We start from the raw sequence: 15,340 nt of genomic DNA, 5'->3' as shown, positions 1-15,340 counted from the left end.
AGAATTGTTCATGAACGGCATTAAAAGATTGGCTCGCACGAGCGCCTGGTGTGTCGCGGCAACCGCGCTGGCGCTGATCGTCAGCGCCTGCGGGACGGTGCGTCAGACCTCGGCTCCCACGCTGTCGAAAAGCGACAAGGTGGCGGTGGTCTCGATCGCCAACTACACGGAAACACCGGATGCCGGTCATAGCGCCGAATCGATCGCGGCTAACACGCTGCGCGCCGGCGGTATCGCGGATGTGCGCATCGCCCCAGCCGATTCCAGCCGCAATTCGCTGTTCGACACGACGCAACGCGCCGATGGCGACAAGACGCTCGAATGGGCGCGTTCGCAGAACGCCCGTTATATCCTCTCGGGCGCGGTCGAAGAATGGCGCTACAAGACCGGCGTGGACGGTGAGCCGGTGGTCGGGGTGACCTTCGAACTGATCGACGTATCGAACGGCGCCGTGGTCTGGAGCGCGACGGGTACGCGCACGGGCTGGAGCCGTTCGGGTCTGTCGAGCGTGGCCACCTCGTTGATCGGCAAGGTTCTGTCACCGCTGCAGGCGCGTCAGTAAGGCGCGCAAATAAGCTTATCCCCAAGGTTGCGGCTTGCGCCCGGAAGACGGCGCGCAAGCCGCATCCCGATATGTAAAAAAAGGAAATGGCCGTGAATACCGCAGCCGTGGAAACCAACTCGAACGCAGCGAAGCCGCGTCACGCGCATCCGTTCGGCAATCTCGGACGCGTGCGCCGCTTTCTGGCGCCTGCAGTGACGCGGCCGTTCGCGATCGTGGAAACCGTCGCGCTCGTGCTGGTCGTACTGGCCGTGACCCGTTGGCTTCATGCCGACGATCCGCTTCTGCTGCACACCGGTTTTCCGTGGCTGTGGCTGGTGTCGTTGCTGGTGGCCTTGCGCTACGGCAGCCTGCTCGGCCTGCTGGCCGGCGCAATCACGCTGGGTGCGTGGGCATTCTTCTATCCGGCCGGCGGCGCGTTTCCCGTGATGTTTTTTGCGGGCGGCCTGATCCAGACGATTCTCGCCGGGCATTTCGGCGATACCTGGGGCAGCCGCGCGGAGCGGGCGTCGTCTCTGAACGATTACCTGAACGACCGTCTCGTCGCGTTGACCAACAGCCACTACCTGATGCGGCTGTCGCACGAGCGGCTCGAAAAGGACCTGCTGTCCCGGCCGACGACGTTGCGCGATTCGATCACCGAGCTGCGTCGCTTGTCCGTCGCGACGGACACCGCGCTCGCGGTGCCGACTAAAGAGGGCGCGCCGCTGGCGGGCGCGAACGGTCTGCTCGAGTTCGTCGCGCAGGCCTGCCAGATCGAGGTGGCGGCGTTGTACCCGGTGCACGGCGGCAAGCTCGGCGCGCAGGCGATTGCACGAATCGGCGACTCGTTCGAACTCGAAGCGGGTGACGAACTCGTCACGCATGCGCTGAACACGCTGAGCGTCACGCATCTGAAGAACGAAGACACGGTCGTGCCGGTCAGCCAGTATCTGGTGTGTGCGCCGCTGGTGTCGGCGGATGGCGAGCTGCGCGCGCTCCTCGTCGTCAAGCGGATGCCGTTCCTCTCGCTCAACTTCGACAATCTGCAATTATTGCTGGTGCTGCTGGGCTATTACGCCGACGGCGTCGAGCACTCCGCCTTCGTGCAACGCATTCTCGACAGCGTGCCGAACTGCCCGTACGAATTCGCGCTCGACCTGAGCCGCCTCACGCGTTTGCAGCAGAAGGCGGGCGTGGCGTCCTCGCTGGTCGCGCTGGCTTTCCCGCGGGACGAAGAGGGCGACTCGCTGTTCGAGCACGTCATGCGCCGGCGTCGTTCGCTCGACGTGATGTGGCCGGTGCAGACGGACAAACATTCAGTGCTGCTCAATCTGATGCCGGCCACCGACGCGACCGGCATCGACGGTTATCTGGCGCGGATCGAAGCGAGCCTCACGGCACAGTTCAATACCGACCTGGAACAGGCGCGCGTCGGCGTGCATACGCTCCACCTCGATGGCGACGAGCCGGGTGCGGCGCTGCTGCGCCTTCTCAAACGAAGCGGCCTCGATGTCTAAGACCCTTTCCCTCATCGTGAGCGCGCTTGCCGCGCTGGTGGCCGCAGTCCTGCAATATCTGGCGATCGCCAGCCTGCAGCAGCCGGCCGGCACGATCGATCCGCTGCTGCGCTTTTTCACGTTCCAGGCGCCGGCAGGCCTCGCCGAAGCGGTCGCCTTCCGCTTCTGGCTGCCGCCGCGTTATCGCGAGCCGCGGGCGATGTCGTTGCTGCTGTTGTGGCTCGGCTGCACGTTCGTGCCGCTATTCGGCGGCGTCGTCGTGCTGACCAGCTGCATCTGGGCTGCGCTCTTTCCAGGCCGCAAGGAGAGCGATCAGCTCGCCGACGTGCCGCGTCCGGAGTTCGTTACCTATCTGGTCTCGCGTGTCTCGCACGGCGGCGGCGCACGGCTGCAGGCGCGTCTCGCGAACACCCAGGTGTCGGCCACCGACCGTCTGTCGGCGCTGGTGGCGATTCAGAGCATGCCGACCCGCACCACCGGCACCCTGCTGCGCGAACTGCTCGCCGATCCGCTCGAAGACATTCGCCTGATTGCGTACGGCACGCTGGATCACGCCGAAAACGAAATCATGCAGCAGATCTTCCGCATCAGTAAGACACTGGAAGCGGCCGACAACGACGCCGAGCGTCATGGGCTCAACCGTTTGCTGGCCGAACTCTATTTCGAACTCGTGTATCAGAACCTGGTGCAGGGCGCGGTCTATCGTCACACGCTGCAACAGGCGGACCGCTACGCGCAGGCCGCGCTCGAAACCGAACCCGGCGACGCCGCACTGTGGCTGATCCGCGGCCGTCTCGCCCTGGCCAATGGCTTGCCCGATGCCGCGCAGGAACATATCGCCCGCGCGCTCGAACTGGGCTTCCCGCGTGAGCGGCTGGTGCCGTGGCTGGCGGAGGCGGAGTTCCTGCGGGGCAATTATCCGAGCGTGTCCCAGCTTCTCGCGTCGCTGGGCAATGCTGCCGCGCTGCCCACACTCAAACCGGTTGTGAACTACTGGTCATGATGAAAGAACTCCCGATCCGCCGTGCCGCCGACGCCGATGTCTGCCTGTTGCTCGAAGGCACCTTCCCCTTCGTGCGCGGCGGGGTATCGAGCTGGGTCAATCAAATGATCCGGGCCTATCCGGCAACCCGCTTTGCGATTGTCTTCATCGGCAGCCGTCCGGAGGACTACGCGGGTGTCGCCTACGCGTTGCCGGACAACGTCGTGCACATCGAAGCGCACTACCTGTATGAGCAAGGCGCGGCCGATGTTCCGCAGCCGCGTGCGGTCAAGGGCGACGCCGCGGCGTTCGCGCGCTCGCAGGAATTGCACGATGCGCTGCGCGATCCGCGTAACGGCCTCGACGCCGGCGCGTTGATGGCCGGCATGATTCCGATGCTCGGGGAACACGGTGCGCTCAACGAGAAGGCGTTCCTGTCGAGCCGTGCGGCATGGGACACCATCGTCGATCAGTATCACAAGTACTGCACCGACCCCTCGTTCACCGACTACTTCTGGACTGTGCGCATCATGCACAAGCCGCTGTGGCAACTGGCACGCGTGGCCGAAAAGCTGATTCCGGCGCGCGTCTATCACACGGTATCGACCGGATACAGCGGCTTTCTCGGCGCACTGATGCACTACCGCACCGGTCGGCCGCTGCTCATCTCCGAGCACGGCATCTACACGAAGGAACGCAAGATCGATCTGCTGCAAAGCCAGTGGATTCGCGATAACCGCGGTGTTTTCGAACGCGATATTTCGCGCGTCAGCTACTTCCGCGAACTGTGGGTGCGCTTCTTCGAAGCGATCGGCAAGCTCGCCTACGACGCCGCCGACGACATCGTTGCGCTATACGAAGCGAATCGCCGGCGCCAGGTCACGGACGGCGCGCGCGCCGAGCGCACGCAATGCATTCCGAACGGAATTGACGTCGACGCGCTGGCGCCGCTGGTCGCCGAACGCAAGCCGCGTTCGCACAAGGTGGTGGCGTTGATCGGACGCGTGGTGCCGATCAAGGACATCAAGACGTTCATTCGCGCGATCTTCATTGCGTCGCGCACCTTGCCGGATCTCGAAGGCTGGATCATCGGGCCGGAAGAAGAGGATCCGGCCTATGCGCTCGAATGCCGCGCGCTCGTGGAAAGCCTTGGGCTCGGCCGGCATGTGAAATTTCTCGGCTTCCAGCGCATCGACGAGATGCTGCCGCAGATCGACGTGATCGCGCTGACCTCGATCAGCGAGGCGCTCCCGCTCGTGGTGCTGGAGGGCTTCGCGGCCGGCGTGCCGGCCATCACCACCGACGTGGGATCGTGCCGCCAACTGATCGAAGGCGTCGACGATGAAGACCGCGCGCTCGGTTCGGCCGGCATGGTGGTCCAGCTCGCCGATCCGGCGGCGTTTGCCCAGGCGGTGCTGTCGCTGCTCGCCGACGAGGCGCGCTGGCTCACCGCGCAGCAGGCGGGACTTGCGCGCGTGCGCCGCTATTACACGAAGACACAGATGATCGATCGCTATCGCGAACTGTATGACCGGCTGGCCGCGATGCCGGACCGCGAGCGCAACGGGCAGGGGCAGGGCGCCGACGCGGCCCGCTGCCCGATGCACCCCGGCACTCAATCGAACGGAACGCCGCTTCGCGCGCGCGCGGAGCCGCCCGTTCAGTCGCAGGAGACACGCTGATGGCGGGTATCGGCTTCGAATTACGCAAGATCATGCGCCGCGAGACGCTGGTGGGCGTCGCGCGTGCTTATGCGTATGCGGGTTTGATCAGTTCAGGGCCGCTGATCCTGTCGATCTTCGGCATCCTGATCATCGGACTCATCAGTCTCGCCTCGGTGATACCGACCTTTGCGATCGTGCAGTTTCAGGTCTCGGTGACCTATCTGATCGCGCTCAGCCTGGTGTTGACCGGGGTACTGCAGCTTTCCTTCACGCGCTTCATTTCGGACCGGCTGTTCGAAAAGCGCGACGACCTCGTGCTGTCGAACTATAACGGCGTGGTGCTGGTGTCGTCGCTGCTGGCGAGCGTGGTTGCCGTGATCGCGATGCTGGCGGGCTTTCGCGGCGAGCCGCTGATCTATCGCCTGTTGATGATCACGGGCTTCGTCGTGGTCAGCAATATCTGGATCGCCGTCATCTTCCTGTCGAGCGTCAAGCAGTACCGTCAGATCCTGCTGGTGTTTTTCGTCGGCTACGCCAGCGTGGTTTGCCTCGCGCTCGCGTTGAACGGCTATGGACTCGTCGGCCTGCTTGGCGGCTTCGTGGCGGGGCACATCGTTCTGCTCGGCGGCTTGTCGGGGCTGATCTACCGCAACTACCGCAGCGAGCGTCTCGTTTCGTTCGAAGTGTTCGAGCGGCGCTTCGCCTATCCGAGCCTCGCGCTTGTCGGGCTGTTGTTCAATATCGGCGTATGGCTCGACAAGTTCATGTTCTGGTATGCGCCGGGTACGGGCACGCAGGTCATCGGTCCGCTCCATGCATCGGTCATTTACGACATTCCGATCTTTATCGCTTACGTCTGCGTGATGCCGGGCATGGCGACCTTCCTCGTGCGCATCGAGGCGGATTTCGTCGAGTATTACGACGCGTTCTACGACGCGGTGCGCAGCGGCGCGACGCTGCACCATATCAACGAAATGCGCGACATGATGGTGGGCAGCGTGCGGGCCGGCCTGTACGAAATCATCAAGGTGCAGGCGGTGGTGCTATTGCTGATCATCTGTTTCGGCGAGCGGGTGCTCAGTTCGCTCGGCATTTCGCCGCTCTATATGCCGCTGCTCGTCGTGGACGTCGTCTCGGCGAGTTTGCAGGTGCTGCTGCTTGGTCTCCTCAACGTGTTTTTCTATCTGGACGGACGGCGTGTCGTGCTGCGGCTCACCGCGGCATTCGTGGTGCTGAACGGGCTCTTCACGGGCATCACGCTCAAGCTCGGCCCGGATTTTTATGGGTATGGTTTCGCCCTGGCACTGCTGGTCGTGGTGGTGGCCTCGGTGAAAGTGCTCGACCGGAAATTCATGTCGCTGGAATATGAAACGTATATGTTGCGGGGTTGAACGCCGGTTTCCGAATCGGGCGATCGTGCCGAATGCTGTCGCAGTCTCGGCAATCGGCTGACTACCGGCCGCGTTGCGCGCACGACATATAAAAAGGAATTGGATTTGACTGAGTACGATCGCGACGGATGGTTTTCATGGCACGCGAGTTTGCGCTTCCTGCGCAGACTCGCGCGCGTGGCCGCGCTCGGCGCGCTGGCTTCGGTTGCGCACGCGCAGGGTGCGGCGGGCACGCCGACCGGCCCGTCAATCGCGCTGTTCTATGGTGCGAATCCGCCGGTCGAGGAGCTTGCCGGGTTTGATGTCGTGGTAGTCGAGCCGGATGCGAAGTTCGATCCACGTGCCCATGCGAAGCAACATGCCGCGTGGTTCGCCTACGTGAGCGTCGGCGAAGTGAACGCGCACCGCGCTTATCTCAGTGCGATGCCTCGCGCGTGGCTGTCGGGCGTCAACAAGGCGTGGGCGTCCCAAGTCATCGATCAGACCGCGCCGGGCTGGCCCGCGTTTTTTGTCGACAAGGTGATCGCGCCGCTGTGGGGGAAAGGCTATCGCGGCTTTTTCCTCGACACGCTCGATTCGTATCAGCTGGTCGCCAAAACAGATGCCGCGCGCGCCGCGCAGGAGGCCGGGCTGGTCAGGGTTATTCGCGCGATCAAAACGCGTTATCCGAAGGCGAAACTGATCTTTAACCGCGGCTTCGAGGTATTGCCTCAGGTCCACGATCTTGCCTATGTGGTCGCCTTCGAGTCGTTGTATCGCGGTTGGGACGCGGCGAAACAGCAATACACGGAAGTGCCGCAAGCCGATCGTGACTGGTTGCTGATGCAGGCCGGCACCATCCGCGAAAAATACCGGCTGCCGGTGCTGGCCATCGACTATTGCCCCCCTGCCGACAACCTGTGCGGACCCGCCACGGCCGCGCGCATCAGCGACGCGGGTTTCGTGCCGTATGTCACCGATGGAGACCTCGCGACCGTTGGCGTAGGTCCGGGCAACCCATCCCAGTGAGCGGGCAGTGTCATTGACACGGCTGGACGATCGGCATCGCCGTGCCGGCGCGGTGTCACCGCAACTGCGTCACCGCCAATAGCAACACCATGCTGCCGATGGCTCCATCCAGCACCCGCCACGCCGTAGCCCGGCGAAACAGCGGCGCCAATGCACGGGCGCCGTAACCCAGCCCGATAAACCAGACCCCGCTCACCGCCATCGCGCCGAGCGCGAATGCCGCCCGCGCGCCGTCCGGTTCACGTGCGCCGGCCGTGCCGATCAGCAGGAAGGTGTCGAGATACACGTGCGGATTGAGCCACGTGAAGGCCAACGTCATCAGGATGATCGGCACGGCGCGTTGCGCGGGCGGCGCGCTCGTGCCCGGCGCGCCGCCATTTGCATCGGCGTCCAGCACCGCATGACCAGGCCGCACCGCGCGGCGCAGCGCGTTAATGCCGAACCACGCCAGATAGGCGAGTCCGACATACAGCATCGTGTGGATGAACACCGGATAGCGCTCCACCAATACCGACGCGCCGCCGACGCCCGCACCAATCAGGATGCAGTCCGACAGCGCGCACAGCGCGACGATCTTGCCGACGTGCGAGCGCATGATGCCCTGACGCAGAACAAAGGCGTTCTGCGCGCCGATTGTCACGATCAGCGAAGCGCACAGCGCCGCTCCGTGGGAAAAAGACAGCCAATTCATAATCGATCCAGTAGACGGGGAAAGCGAACGAGGCTAGTCTGCGGGTTTGCTGCTCATAAGAGAAGCTAATTTACTTAATGCAGATTAAGGAAAGCTAATGCTCGACTACGCCTTGCTCGATGCACTGGCCGCCGTGGTGCGTCACGGCTCGTTCGACCGTGCCGCCAGCGAACTGAATGTGACGCCGTCCGCGGTGTCGCAGCGGGTCAAGCTGCTGGAGGAGCGGGTGGGCAGCGTGCTCGTGAAACGCGGCCAGCCGTGTGTCGCGACCCCCTCGGGCGCGCTGCTGTGCCGTCATACTGAACGCGTGCAGTTGCTGGAAGCGGAGCTCGCCGGTCGGCTGCCGGCATTGCCCGGCGCGTTGGTGGAACCGTGGCCGGCGTTGCGCGTGGCCGTCAACGACGACAGCGTGGGCACCTGGTTTATCGACGCCGTGGCGCAGTTCTGCGTCGAACGGGAGATGCTGCTCGATCTGGTGATCGACGATCAGGACCACACCGCGCAGCGGATTCGCGACGGCAGCGTGCAAGGCGCGGTCACCACGCAAGCCGAGCCGGTGCAGGGGTGCCGCTCGACACGGCTCGGGCGCATGCGTTATCTGGCGGTGTGCACGCCGGCGTTTCGCGCGCACCATTTCGCCGGCGGCGTGACGCGCGACACGTTGCGGCGCGCGCCGTGCGTGGATTTCAATCCGAAAGATCAGTTGCAAAAGCGCTTCATGCGGCGCGTCACGCGCGCGGAGCTCGATCCGCCGTTGCACTGGATTCCGCACGTTGCCGGTTTTTTGCGCGCCTGCGTGACGGGCCTCGGCTGGGGCATGTGCCCGGAACGGATGATCGCGCCGCATCTGGCCAGCGGCGAACTCGTGGACATGGCGCCCGGCAAGCACATCGATGTCGATCTGTACTGGCAGAGCTGGCGTTTGTCGATCGGCTGGCTCGATGATTTCGGCGCGGTGCTGCGCCAGCGGGCGACGGAGTTTCTCGATTGAGCGCCGCCCCTGCCGGCTCGCGCTAGCGGCGCGCCGGCCACTGCTTGTATTCGACGCGCACCCCGCTAGCCCTCGCTCGCGCGGCGTAACTGTCGACCACCTGACGCACGTCGTGGTCGATATGATCGGCGTGGGTCGCATCGAGAATCAAGGTCGCCCCTGACGGAACCTGACCGAGATAGTGCTTCAATTGCGGTGTGCAGAAGAAGGTCGCGCTCTTTCGCACCGTCAGCAGATAGTGGTCGCCGTTGCGTGTGAAACTCAATACGCGGCGGATGTTGCGTTCGACCACCAGCACGACGCTCAGCGCGAAACCGATCGCGATGCCGATCAGCAGATCGGTCGCCAGCACGCCCACGATCGTGCCGGCGAACGGCACGAACTGGGCGAACCCCGCCTTACCCATCGACACGAACAATTGCGGCTTGGCGAGTTTGTAGCCGGTATGAATCAGGATCGCTGCGAGGCTTGCGAGCGGAATCATATTGATCACGCGGGTCAACGCGAGACAGGCGATCAACAGCATGACGCCGTGAGTCACGCACGACAGGCGGCCGCGCGCGCCCGCATGCACGTTGGCGGCGCTGCGCACCACCACGGCGGTGAGCGGCAAGGCGCCGAGCAGGCCGGCGAGCAGGTTGCCGACTCCTTGGGCCTTCAGTTCGCGATCGGGCGCCGCCTTTCGATGATCCGGGTCGATCTGTTCGAGCGCTTCGAGACTCAGCAAGGTCTCCAGACTCGCGACGATCGCGATCACCACGGCTACACGCCATACATCGGGACTGAGCCACTGCGTGAAATCGGGGAACGTGAATGCCTGACGTAGCGTATCCCATGAGCCGAGCGGCGGCATCGCGACGCGCTGTGTGGACGCGAGCGCAAAATCCGGCGCGAAGGTGTCGACGAGCGCGGTCGCGGCAATGCCGAAAGACACGACTGCGAGCGGTGCGGGAATCGCGCGCACGACGGCGAAGGCGCGCAATTCAGGCGTCTCCCATGCGAGGAGAAGCGCTAGCGAGACGAGCGCCAGCAACGGTATCGCGGCCGATATGTCGCCGTTGGCGAGACCCGCCGCCAGCGGCAGCTGATTCACGATCAGCAGAATGCCGATCGCGGCGAGCATGCCATTGATCACCGGCGGCGGCACGTAACTGGCCAATTTGCCGGCGCGCAGAAAACCGAACACCAATTGCAAGGCGCCCGCCAGCACCAGCGCGGTCAGAAACGCAGAGAAACTGCCCAGCGTGGCAAGCGCCTGCAGGACGATCACCACCAGACCGGCTGCCGGGCCGCTTACGCTGAGCCGCGAGCCGCTCAGCAGTGCCACCACGAGTCCGCCAATCACGCCGGCGAGAATGCCGGCGAATGGCGCCACACCTGAGGCTGTCGCAATGCCCAGGCATAGCGGCAGCGCGATCAGGAATACGCTGATGCCGGCCAGCATGTCGGTGCGCCAGGACGATGCCCGGCAAGTGTGAGGTGAACGGGCATGAGATGGAGTGGCGTGAGCTTGCGTCATCGTGGGACTTGCCTCGAAGCTGGGGGGCGAAATAGGGGGAGAGCGGCGCTCGCAGCGCAGGCGAGTCGCCGCATCGGAAGAGTGGGTTGCGCGGCGATCGTGCTGCTGTTTCGCATGCGCCGATAGCAAACGCGCGTGCGGCTCGGAGTTCAGCCGACTGCCTCCTGAGCGTCGGCGGCGTCGCTGAGCGCCCACTGCGGGTCGGTCAGCGCCTTCAGGCGGCCGTCGTGCATCGAGAAGATCCAGCCGTGAATCTGCACCGGGTGTTCCGCGCCTTGAATCAGCGGCATCGCACGCAGCGTCTTTATCTGGGCGAGCACGTTGAGCTCGGCGAGACGGTCGGCGCGTGCGTCGAAAGCATCCAGCAGACGGAGTTCCGCTGCATGCAGCGCGGCCAGCCGGCGAATCGGGTCGATGCGGCGATTGACATTCGGCAACGCGTCCGCCGGCGGCCGCAGTGCCGCTTGCACACCGCCGCAGCAATGATGGCCGCATACGATGATGTGCTGCACGCGCAGCACGACGATCGCATATTCGAGCACGCTCGCCAGACTGTCGTCGTGTTCGCCCACCAGGTTCGCGATATTGCGATGAACGAAGACCTCGCCCGGCATCGCGCGCGTGATGGCTTCGGGCACGCGGCTGTCGGAGCAGCCGAGCCACAATACGTTGGGCCGCTGGTCGCTGGCGAGGCGCTGGAAGTAGGCAGGATCGCGGGTGCTGATCTCGTCGGACCACGCGAGGTTTTCGACCAGCATGCGTTGGGGGTAGGTCATCGGTGCTCCTGGTATCGTTGGGTCCGCGTCAGTCCTTGCTGGCCCAGTAACGCTCGAATATCTGATTGCGGGCACGGTTCGCGTCGATGGTGCGCTGGCTCGGCGGGTAATCGGCCTCAGTGGTAGGGATGGTTCCAGCGCGGCGCGCTTCGATGAGTTCCTGATGGACTTGCGCGCGTGTCTTTCCAGGTGGGTGCGGGTGTGCGGTGGGCGCGCTTTGCGACGAGGGCGGGGCGATCCGGGGTGAGTCGCCCGGTGCCGGGCGGGTGTTGTCGTCGGCCAGCACAGCCGTGGACAGCGCGCTCATGAGAAGGGCGGTTAGAGCAACTCGCTTTGATTCCATATTTCTCTCCATACTTGATTGGCATGCCGAAGTGTTGTTCCGGTGTGAGCCATTCTGCTAGGGGAGCAATGAGGTGGCGGTGATCACGGGATGATAATTCTGTCATCTGCTTTCATTTGTCATGCCGTTTGCGGAGCCTCTGGCGGTGAATTTTAAGTGTCGGCAGAGCGGTGGGCCGCTTCGAAAAGCGCAGGCTGAATGTGGTGCGCACGTGCGGGATGCTCTCGACGCTGCATTCGCCGTGGTGTTCGTTCATGATCGACTTGACGATCGCAAGTCCGAGGCCGGTGCCGCGCGCCGAGTTGGAGCGCGCCGGATCGACGCGATAGAAGCGGTCGAAGATTCTTTCCAGGTGAGGCTCGGCGATGCCGGCGCCGCTATCTGAGACCGATAGCTGGGCGTAACGAAGCCGCTCGGTGCACTGCAGTTCGACCGTGCTGCCGCGCGGCGCGTGCGCCAATGCGTTCGACACCAGGTTGCTCAGCGCGCGCTGCACCAGCAGCACATCGCCTTCGAAGCGCGCGTCGCCCTTCACGACGATCTCCACACCCGCGTCCGCCGCCATGCTTTCGTAGTAGCCCGCGACCCGCAACGCTTCGCTGCGCGCGTCGACCTTTTGCAACGACAAGCGTCGTTGCGCGCTGTCGGCGCGGGCGAGGAACAGCATGCTGTCGATCAGGCGCGACAGGCGCTGGAATTCGTCCACGCTCGACTCGATCACCGCGCGGTAATCATCGGCGGAACGGGGTTGCGAAAGCGCAACTTGCGCTTCGGCCAGCAAGTTGGTTAGCGGCGTGCGCATGTCGTGCGCGAGGTCGGATGAGAATTGTGTGAGACGCGTGAAGGATTCGTGCAACCGCGCCAGCATCCGGTTGAAGGCGTGGCTCAAGTCCTTGAGCTCGCCTGGCATGTCACGTTCGGGCAGCGGCCGCGCGAGGCGGCTGCTGGAGATCTGTTCGGCGCGGGCCGTCAGACGGGCCAGCGGCCGCAGCCCGAAACGCGCGATCCACCAGGCCAGCAATGCGTTCACCAGGGTGCCGATCACGCTCACGAACAGCACATTGAGGGCATAGGCGCTTAGCAAGACTTGCTCTGAGCTGGCGTCGTATTGAACGACCACGCGCACGCGCGCGCCGGATTGCCCGCCGAGCGGCGCCATCGCCACCAGAAAACGCCTTGGCATGCCTTTTACCTTCACTTGCACGGGTGCAAGCCCGGCGTGCACCGCGAGCGTCTCGGCGTTCGGCCAGTAGCCGTTCGTGCGGGTGAGCGGCGCACCCTGCGCGTCGAACATCGCGATGTCGAGATTCTGATGGCCGTGCAATTGGTCGTACCAGATCTCGCGATCGGCGCGGATCGCGTCGAACCCGGGCATGGTTTGCAGGGTCAGTTGCAGGGCGGTGAGGGTCGCCGTCATCTCGCGCGCCGAGGAGGCGTCGAGGCGCGTCTTGAGGCCGTGATACAGCAGCACACCGTTGAATACGAGCAATAAGGAAGTCGATACCGCGAACAGGATCGAGAGCCGCGCCCTCAGGGTGTGCGGCATGAGCGGCGCGAGCGGCTTGACGAGCCATAGCACCGCCGGCGCAACGATAGAGCAGGCCCAGCGCCACATCATCGCGGCACACTACTGCGTTCTTCGAGCACGTAGCCCATGCCGCGCACCGTGTGGATCAGCTTCGGTTCGTAGTTGTCGTCCACCTTCGCGCGTACGCGCCGGATCGCGGCATCGACTACGTTGGTGTCGCTATCGAAATTCATGTCCCACACCTGCGAGGCAATCGTCGAGCGCGGCAGGATCTCGCCGTGGCGGCGCATCAGCAGCCATAACAGCGCGAATTCCTTGGCGGTCAACAGGATCGTGTCACCTTGGCGCGTGGCCTTGCGGCGCGTCAGGTCGAGCGCCAGATCCGAAACACGCAGCGAGGCGGCATCGCGTGCATGGCCACGCCGCAAGATCGAGCGGACACGCGCCAGCAATTCAGCAAAATCGAAGGGCTTCACCAGATAGTCGTCGCCGCCCATTTCCAGGCCACGCACCTTGTCGTCCAGGTCGTCGCGTGCGGTGAGCAGCAACACTGGGGTAGAGCGTGTGCGGCGCAGGTTTTTCAGTACGGTCCAGCCGTCCTGGCCGGGTAGCATTACGTCGAGGATGATCAGATCGTAGTCCTCGGTCAGCGCGAGATGCTGGCCGGTTACACCGTCTGCCACCCAGTCGGCGACAAACCCCGCTTCTGTCAGCCCCTTTCGGAGGTAGGTGCCGGTTTTCGCTTCGTCTTCGACGATCAGAATTCGCATGGTCGTTCTCCTGGTGACGCCCTCGCATGCCGCACCGCCAGCGCGATGCGGCATGCGAGAGCCGCGCGGATAGGGCCGCGCCTCGCGTCGTGAGCGACAGGCGCGAACGGGTAGGTACGCCCTTTACGATGGCGCGCGCGGGTAAGCGCCGGCGCCAACGAGCCGTATGCCTTGCTCGCCCCGATAGAGGCAGCATGGATGCGTGATGGGGTTCGGGTGGTGCCGCGTGAGTCCGGCTATCGGGATTGAATCTGCCGATGCGGTTGCGCGGATGCGGATGTAGACGAGCGCGCCGTGGACTGCGAGCAGCGCGATCGGCGAAAGACGGATCGCTTGAGTGTTCTCTTTCATATCGTCAGGCATGCATGGGACCTTACCGAAGCGGCGACTAATTTTGAGACGCTTGGTCGCGGAAATCGGATAGGCACATTTGTCATGGCCTCCTGAATGTATGCAGTACTTATACCATGGTGTGATTTAAAATAGCTGTCATTCCTGAAAGCCTGGCGTGAGTTGGAGGCGGATGGCTGTCTGTCGGGTCGACTGCGCCGGCCATACGTCGGAGGGGTTGCTGAAAGTGTCAATGTGCGTTTGCACGGTGCGTGCACGCGCGATAGCTTTGAACCTCGTGGGAAGCCGGCGAGGCTATCGCGGAGCCGTTCAGTTCGCAGCGTTCGTTGGCGGCTATCGCACGACGGGGCGTCGGTCCCGGCGAGGCGCGCTGCATGGCGGAACGCAGTTCAAGCGATAGCAAACCGTGCGTGAACGGCGAACTCGTACGATTCCGGGGTGGGGCGGTTGCGGATGCCGAGGACGACACGCCGCCGTTGAACAGATGGGCGGGCTGATTTAGCCAGAACGCAAGCGAGCCGATTGCGATGGCCACGAGGCCTGCCGCCAGAGAGAGCGTCTCGCCTTTGCATCTGCGCAGCCGCATCTTGAGCGCCGACATGACTGCTCTTATGGTTGAGGCGCGTATCGCCACGCATCGCGGTGATTGAACACGTCGCATGGGATTCCGGGTCGAAGTCGAGAACCTCCATCGTATGAACGCCTTGCCGATATCATGATGAGAAGAACATGACAATTCGGTCATGCAGTCGTCAAACGAGCTTGCGCCGATGCCCGTCGTGGATGACGGATTTGTCATGTGGCGCTCACCTTCGTGCATCGGGCCACACTTAGGATCGGAACTCAGTCAAACGGAGAATCGATCATGCGAAATGCAATGTGGTTGGCAGGATTCGTGCTGAGTTGCGCCTGTGCGAGTGCGGCGGTGGCCGTCGACACTATCCCGTTGCGGGAACCCACGCCGGGACCTCATGAGTTTTATAAATCGCACGAGCGGGTGTTGCCGAAGCCGCAGGTGGAGAGCCTGCGGCGTCCCGCAGTACCTGCGCTTCAACATGCCTTGAATGACCCGCAGGCGTCATCATTGTCCGCAGCGTCGCAGGCAAAGACACGCGACGAGGTGAAGCGCGAACTCGCCGTCGCGCGCGCGTCAGGCTGTATGGACGTGCCGGATAGCCAGTACCCGCAGCCGTGCCCGTCGCACGGCGCCATACGCTCGATGGCGGATGCGTTCAAGACCGAGTAGCGCTCGCGCAGGCGGTGAA

The 15,340-nt window shown here is 63.9% G+C and carries 15 protein-coding genes; 8 read left to right on the top strand and 7 right to left on the bottom strand.

Annotated features, from left to right (window positions below; all coding sequences use genetic code 11):
* Positions 1-10 precede the first annotated feature (10 nt).
* The 6 genes from ACAX43_RS09825 (at position 11) to ACAX43_RS09800 (ending at position 7,106) form a co-directional block, all read left to right on the top strand.
* On the top strand, positions 11-562 hold the full coding sequence (locus ACAX43_RS09825; RefSeq protein ID WP_370708183.1) for a penicillin-binding protein activator LpoB: 552 nt from the start codon (positions 11-13) through the stop codon (positions 560-562).
* Positions 563-654: 92 nt separating this feature from the next.
* On the top strand, positions 655-2,061 hold the full coding sequence (locus tag ACAX43_RS09820; RefSeq protein ID WP_370708182.1) for a PelD GGDEF domain-containing protein: 1,407 nt from the start codon (positions 655-657) through the stop codon (positions 2,059-2,061).
* Positions 2,054-3,064 carry a hypothetical protein gene (locus ACAX43_RS09815; RefSeq protein WP_370708181.1) on the top strand — a complete coding sequence of 337 codons (1,011 nt, stop codon included), beginning with the start codon at positions 2,054-2,056 and terminating at the stop codon, positions 3,062-3,064. The genes ACAX43_RS09820 and ACAX43_RS09815 overlap by 8 nt, the downstream gene beginning before the upstream one ends.
* The gene (pelF, locus tag ACAX43_RS09810) at positions 3,061-4,725 is read left to right on the top strand and encodes a GT4 family glycosyltransferase PelF (RefSeq protein WP_370708180.1); all 1,665 of its coding nucleotides are present in this window, start codon (positions 3,061-3,063) and stop codon (positions 4,723-4,725) included. Before ACAX43_RS09815 ends, pelF begins: the two co-directional genes overlap by 4 nt.
* Complete coding sequence (pelG, locus tag ACAX43_RS09805; protein WP_370708179.1) at positions 4,725-6,098, top strand: exopolysaccharide Pel transporter PelG; 1,374 nt, start codon at positions 4,725-4,727, stop codon at positions 6,096-6,098. The genes pelF and pelG overlap by 1 nt, the downstream gene beginning before the upstream one ends.
* Positions 6,099-6,203: 105 nt before the next feature.
* Entirely contained in the window at positions 6,204-7,106 is a 903-nt protein-coding gene (locus ACAX43_RS09800; RefSeq protein ID WP_370708178.1) for an endo alpha-1,4 polygalactosaminidase, read from the top strand.
* Between the two features lie 55 nt (positions 7,107-7,161).
* Here the strand turns inward: ACAX43_RS09800 and ACAX43_RS09795 are convergent, their stop codons facing one another.
* Positions 7,162-7,797: a LysE/ArgO family amino acid transporter gene (locus tag ACAX43_RS09795; protein ID WP_370708177.1), complete on the bottom strand. Its 636-nt coding sequence runs from the start codon at positions 7,795-7,797 to the stop codon at positions 7,162-7,164.
* 97 nt (positions 7,798-7,894) lie between these two features.
* On the opposite strand from ACAX43_RS09795, the gene ACAX43_RS09790 reads away from it, so the two are divergent.
* Positions 7,895-8,788 carry a LysR family transcriptional regulator ArgP gene (locus ACAX43_RS09790; RefSeq protein ID WP_370708176.1) on the top strand — a complete coding sequence of 298 codons (894 nt, stop codon included), beginning with the start codon at positions 7,895-7,897 and terminating at the stop codon, positions 8,786-8,788.
* 22 nt (positions 8,789-8,810) lie between these two features.
* Here ACAX43_RS09790 and ACAX43_RS09785 read toward each other — a convergent pair whose 3' ends face one another.
* From ACAX43_RS09785 to ACAX43_RS09760, 6 genes are all read right to left on the bottom strand, one after another.
* On the bottom strand, positions 8,811-10,232 hold the full coding sequence (locus tag ACAX43_RS09785; protein ID WP_370708175.1) for a SulP family inorganic anion transporter: 1,422 nt from the start codon (positions 10,230-10,232) through the stop codon (positions 8,811-8,813).
* A 224-nt stretch (positions 10,233-10,456) separates the two neighbouring features.
* The gene (locus ACAX43_RS09780) at positions 10,457-11,083 is read right to left on the bottom strand and encodes a carbonic anhydrase (protein WP_370708174.1); all 627 of its coding nucleotides are present in this window, start codon (positions 11,081-11,083) and stop codon (positions 10,457-10,459) included.
* Between the two features lie 28 nt (positions 11,084-11,111).
* Entirely contained in the window at positions 11,112-11,426 is a 315-nt protein-coding gene (locus tag ACAX43_RS09775; RefSeq protein WP_370708173.1) for a DUF4148 domain-containing protein, read from the bottom strand.
* A gap of 112 nt (positions 11,427-11,538) precedes the next feature.
* Complete coding sequence (locus ACAX43_RS09770; RefSeq protein WP_370708322.1) at positions 11,539-12,972, bottom strand: heavy metal sensor histidine kinase; 1,434 nt, start codon at positions 12,970-12,972, stop codon at positions 11,539-11,541.
* Between the two features lie 68 nt (positions 12,973-13,040).
* Positions 13,041-13,724, bottom strand: coding sequence for a heavy metal response regulator transcription factor IrlR (irlR, locus tag ACAX43_RS09765; RefSeq protein ID WP_370708172.1), 684 nt, complete (start codon positions 13,722-13,724; stop codon positions 13,041-13,043).
* A gap of 123 nt (positions 13,725-13,847) precedes the next feature.
* Positions 13,848-14,087 (bottom strand): hypothetical protein, encoded by a 240-nt coding sequence (locus tag ACAX43_RS09760; protein ID WP_370708171.1) that lies wholly within the window; start codon positions 14,085-14,087, stop codon positions 13,848-13,850.
* An 853-nt stretch (positions 14,088-14,940) separates the two neighbouring features.
* Here ACAX43_RS09760 and ACAX43_RS09755 point away from each other — a divergent pair.
* Positions 14,941-15,321 (top strand): DUF4148 domain-containing protein, encoded by a 381-nt coding sequence (locus ACAX43_RS09755; RefSeq protein WP_370708170.1) that lies wholly within the window; start codon positions 14,941-14,943, stop codon positions 15,319-15,321.
* Positions 15,322-15,340 lie beyond the last annotated feature (19 nt).

Origin of the sequence: Paraburkholderia sp. IW21, from assembly GCF_041321145.1 — a bacterium.
GTDB lineage: Bacteria > Pseudomonadota > Gammaproteobacteria > Burkholderiales > Burkholderiaceae > Paraburkholderia.
The sequence above is the reverse complement of the archived record's forward strand: the minus strand, read 5'-3'. Positions and strand labels throughout refer to the sequence as shown.

Bases quoted from the DNA above. Each gene is read 5' to 3' on its own strand.
- irlR (WP_370708172.1), bottom strand. From the start codon at position 13,724: ATGCGAATTCTGATCGTCGAAGACGAAGCGAAAACCGGCACCTACCTC.
- pelG (WP_370708179.1), top strand. From the start codon at position 4,725: ATGGCGGGTATCGGCTTCGAATTACGCAAGATCATGCGCCGCGAGACG.
- ACAX43_RS09785 (WP_370708175.1), bottom strand. From the start codon at position 10,232: ATGCTGGCCGGCATCAGCGTATTCCTGATCGCGCTGCCGCTATGCCTG.
- ACAX43_RS09775 (WP_370708173.1), bottom strand. From the start codon at position 11,426: ATGGAATCAAAGCGAGTTGCTCTAACCGCCCTTCTCATGAGCGCGCTG.
- ACAX43_RS09815 (WP_370708181.1), top strand. From the start codon at position 2,054: ATGTCTAAGACCCTTTCCCTCATCGTGAGCGCGCTTGCCGCGCTGGTG.
- ACAX43_RS09760 (WP_370708171.1), bottom strand. From the start codon at position 14,087: ATGCCTGACGATATGAAAGAGAACACTCAAGCGATCCGTCTTTCGCCG.
- ACAX43_RS09755 (WP_370708170.1), top strand. From the start codon at position 14,941: ATGCGAAATGCAATGTGGTTGGCAGGATTCGTGCTGAGTTGCGCCTGT.
- ACAX43_RS09770 (WP_370708322.1), bottom strand. From the start codon at position 12,972: ATGCCGCACACCCTGAGGGCGCGGCTCTCGATCCTGTTCGCGGTATCG.
- pelF (WP_370708180.1), top strand. From the start codon at position 3,061: ATGATGAAAGAACTCCCGATCCGCCGTGCCGCCGACGCCGATGTCTGC.
- ACAX43_RS09790 (WP_370708176.1), top strand. From the start codon at position 7,895: ATGCTCGACTACGCCTTGCTCGATGCACTGGCCGCCGTGGTGCGTCAC.
- ACAX43_RS09780 (WP_370708174.1), bottom strand. From the start codon at position 11,083: ATGACCTACCCCCAACGCATGCTGGTCGAAAACCTCGCGTGGTCCGAC.
- ACAX43_RS09825 (WP_370708183.1), top strand. From the start codon at position 11: ATGAACGGCATTAAAAGATTGGCTCGCACGAGCGCCTGGTGTGTCGCG.
- ACAX43_RS09795 (WP_370708177.1), bottom strand. From the start codon at position 7,797: ATGAATTGGCTGTCTTTTTCCCACGGAGCGGCGCTGTGCGCTTCGCTG.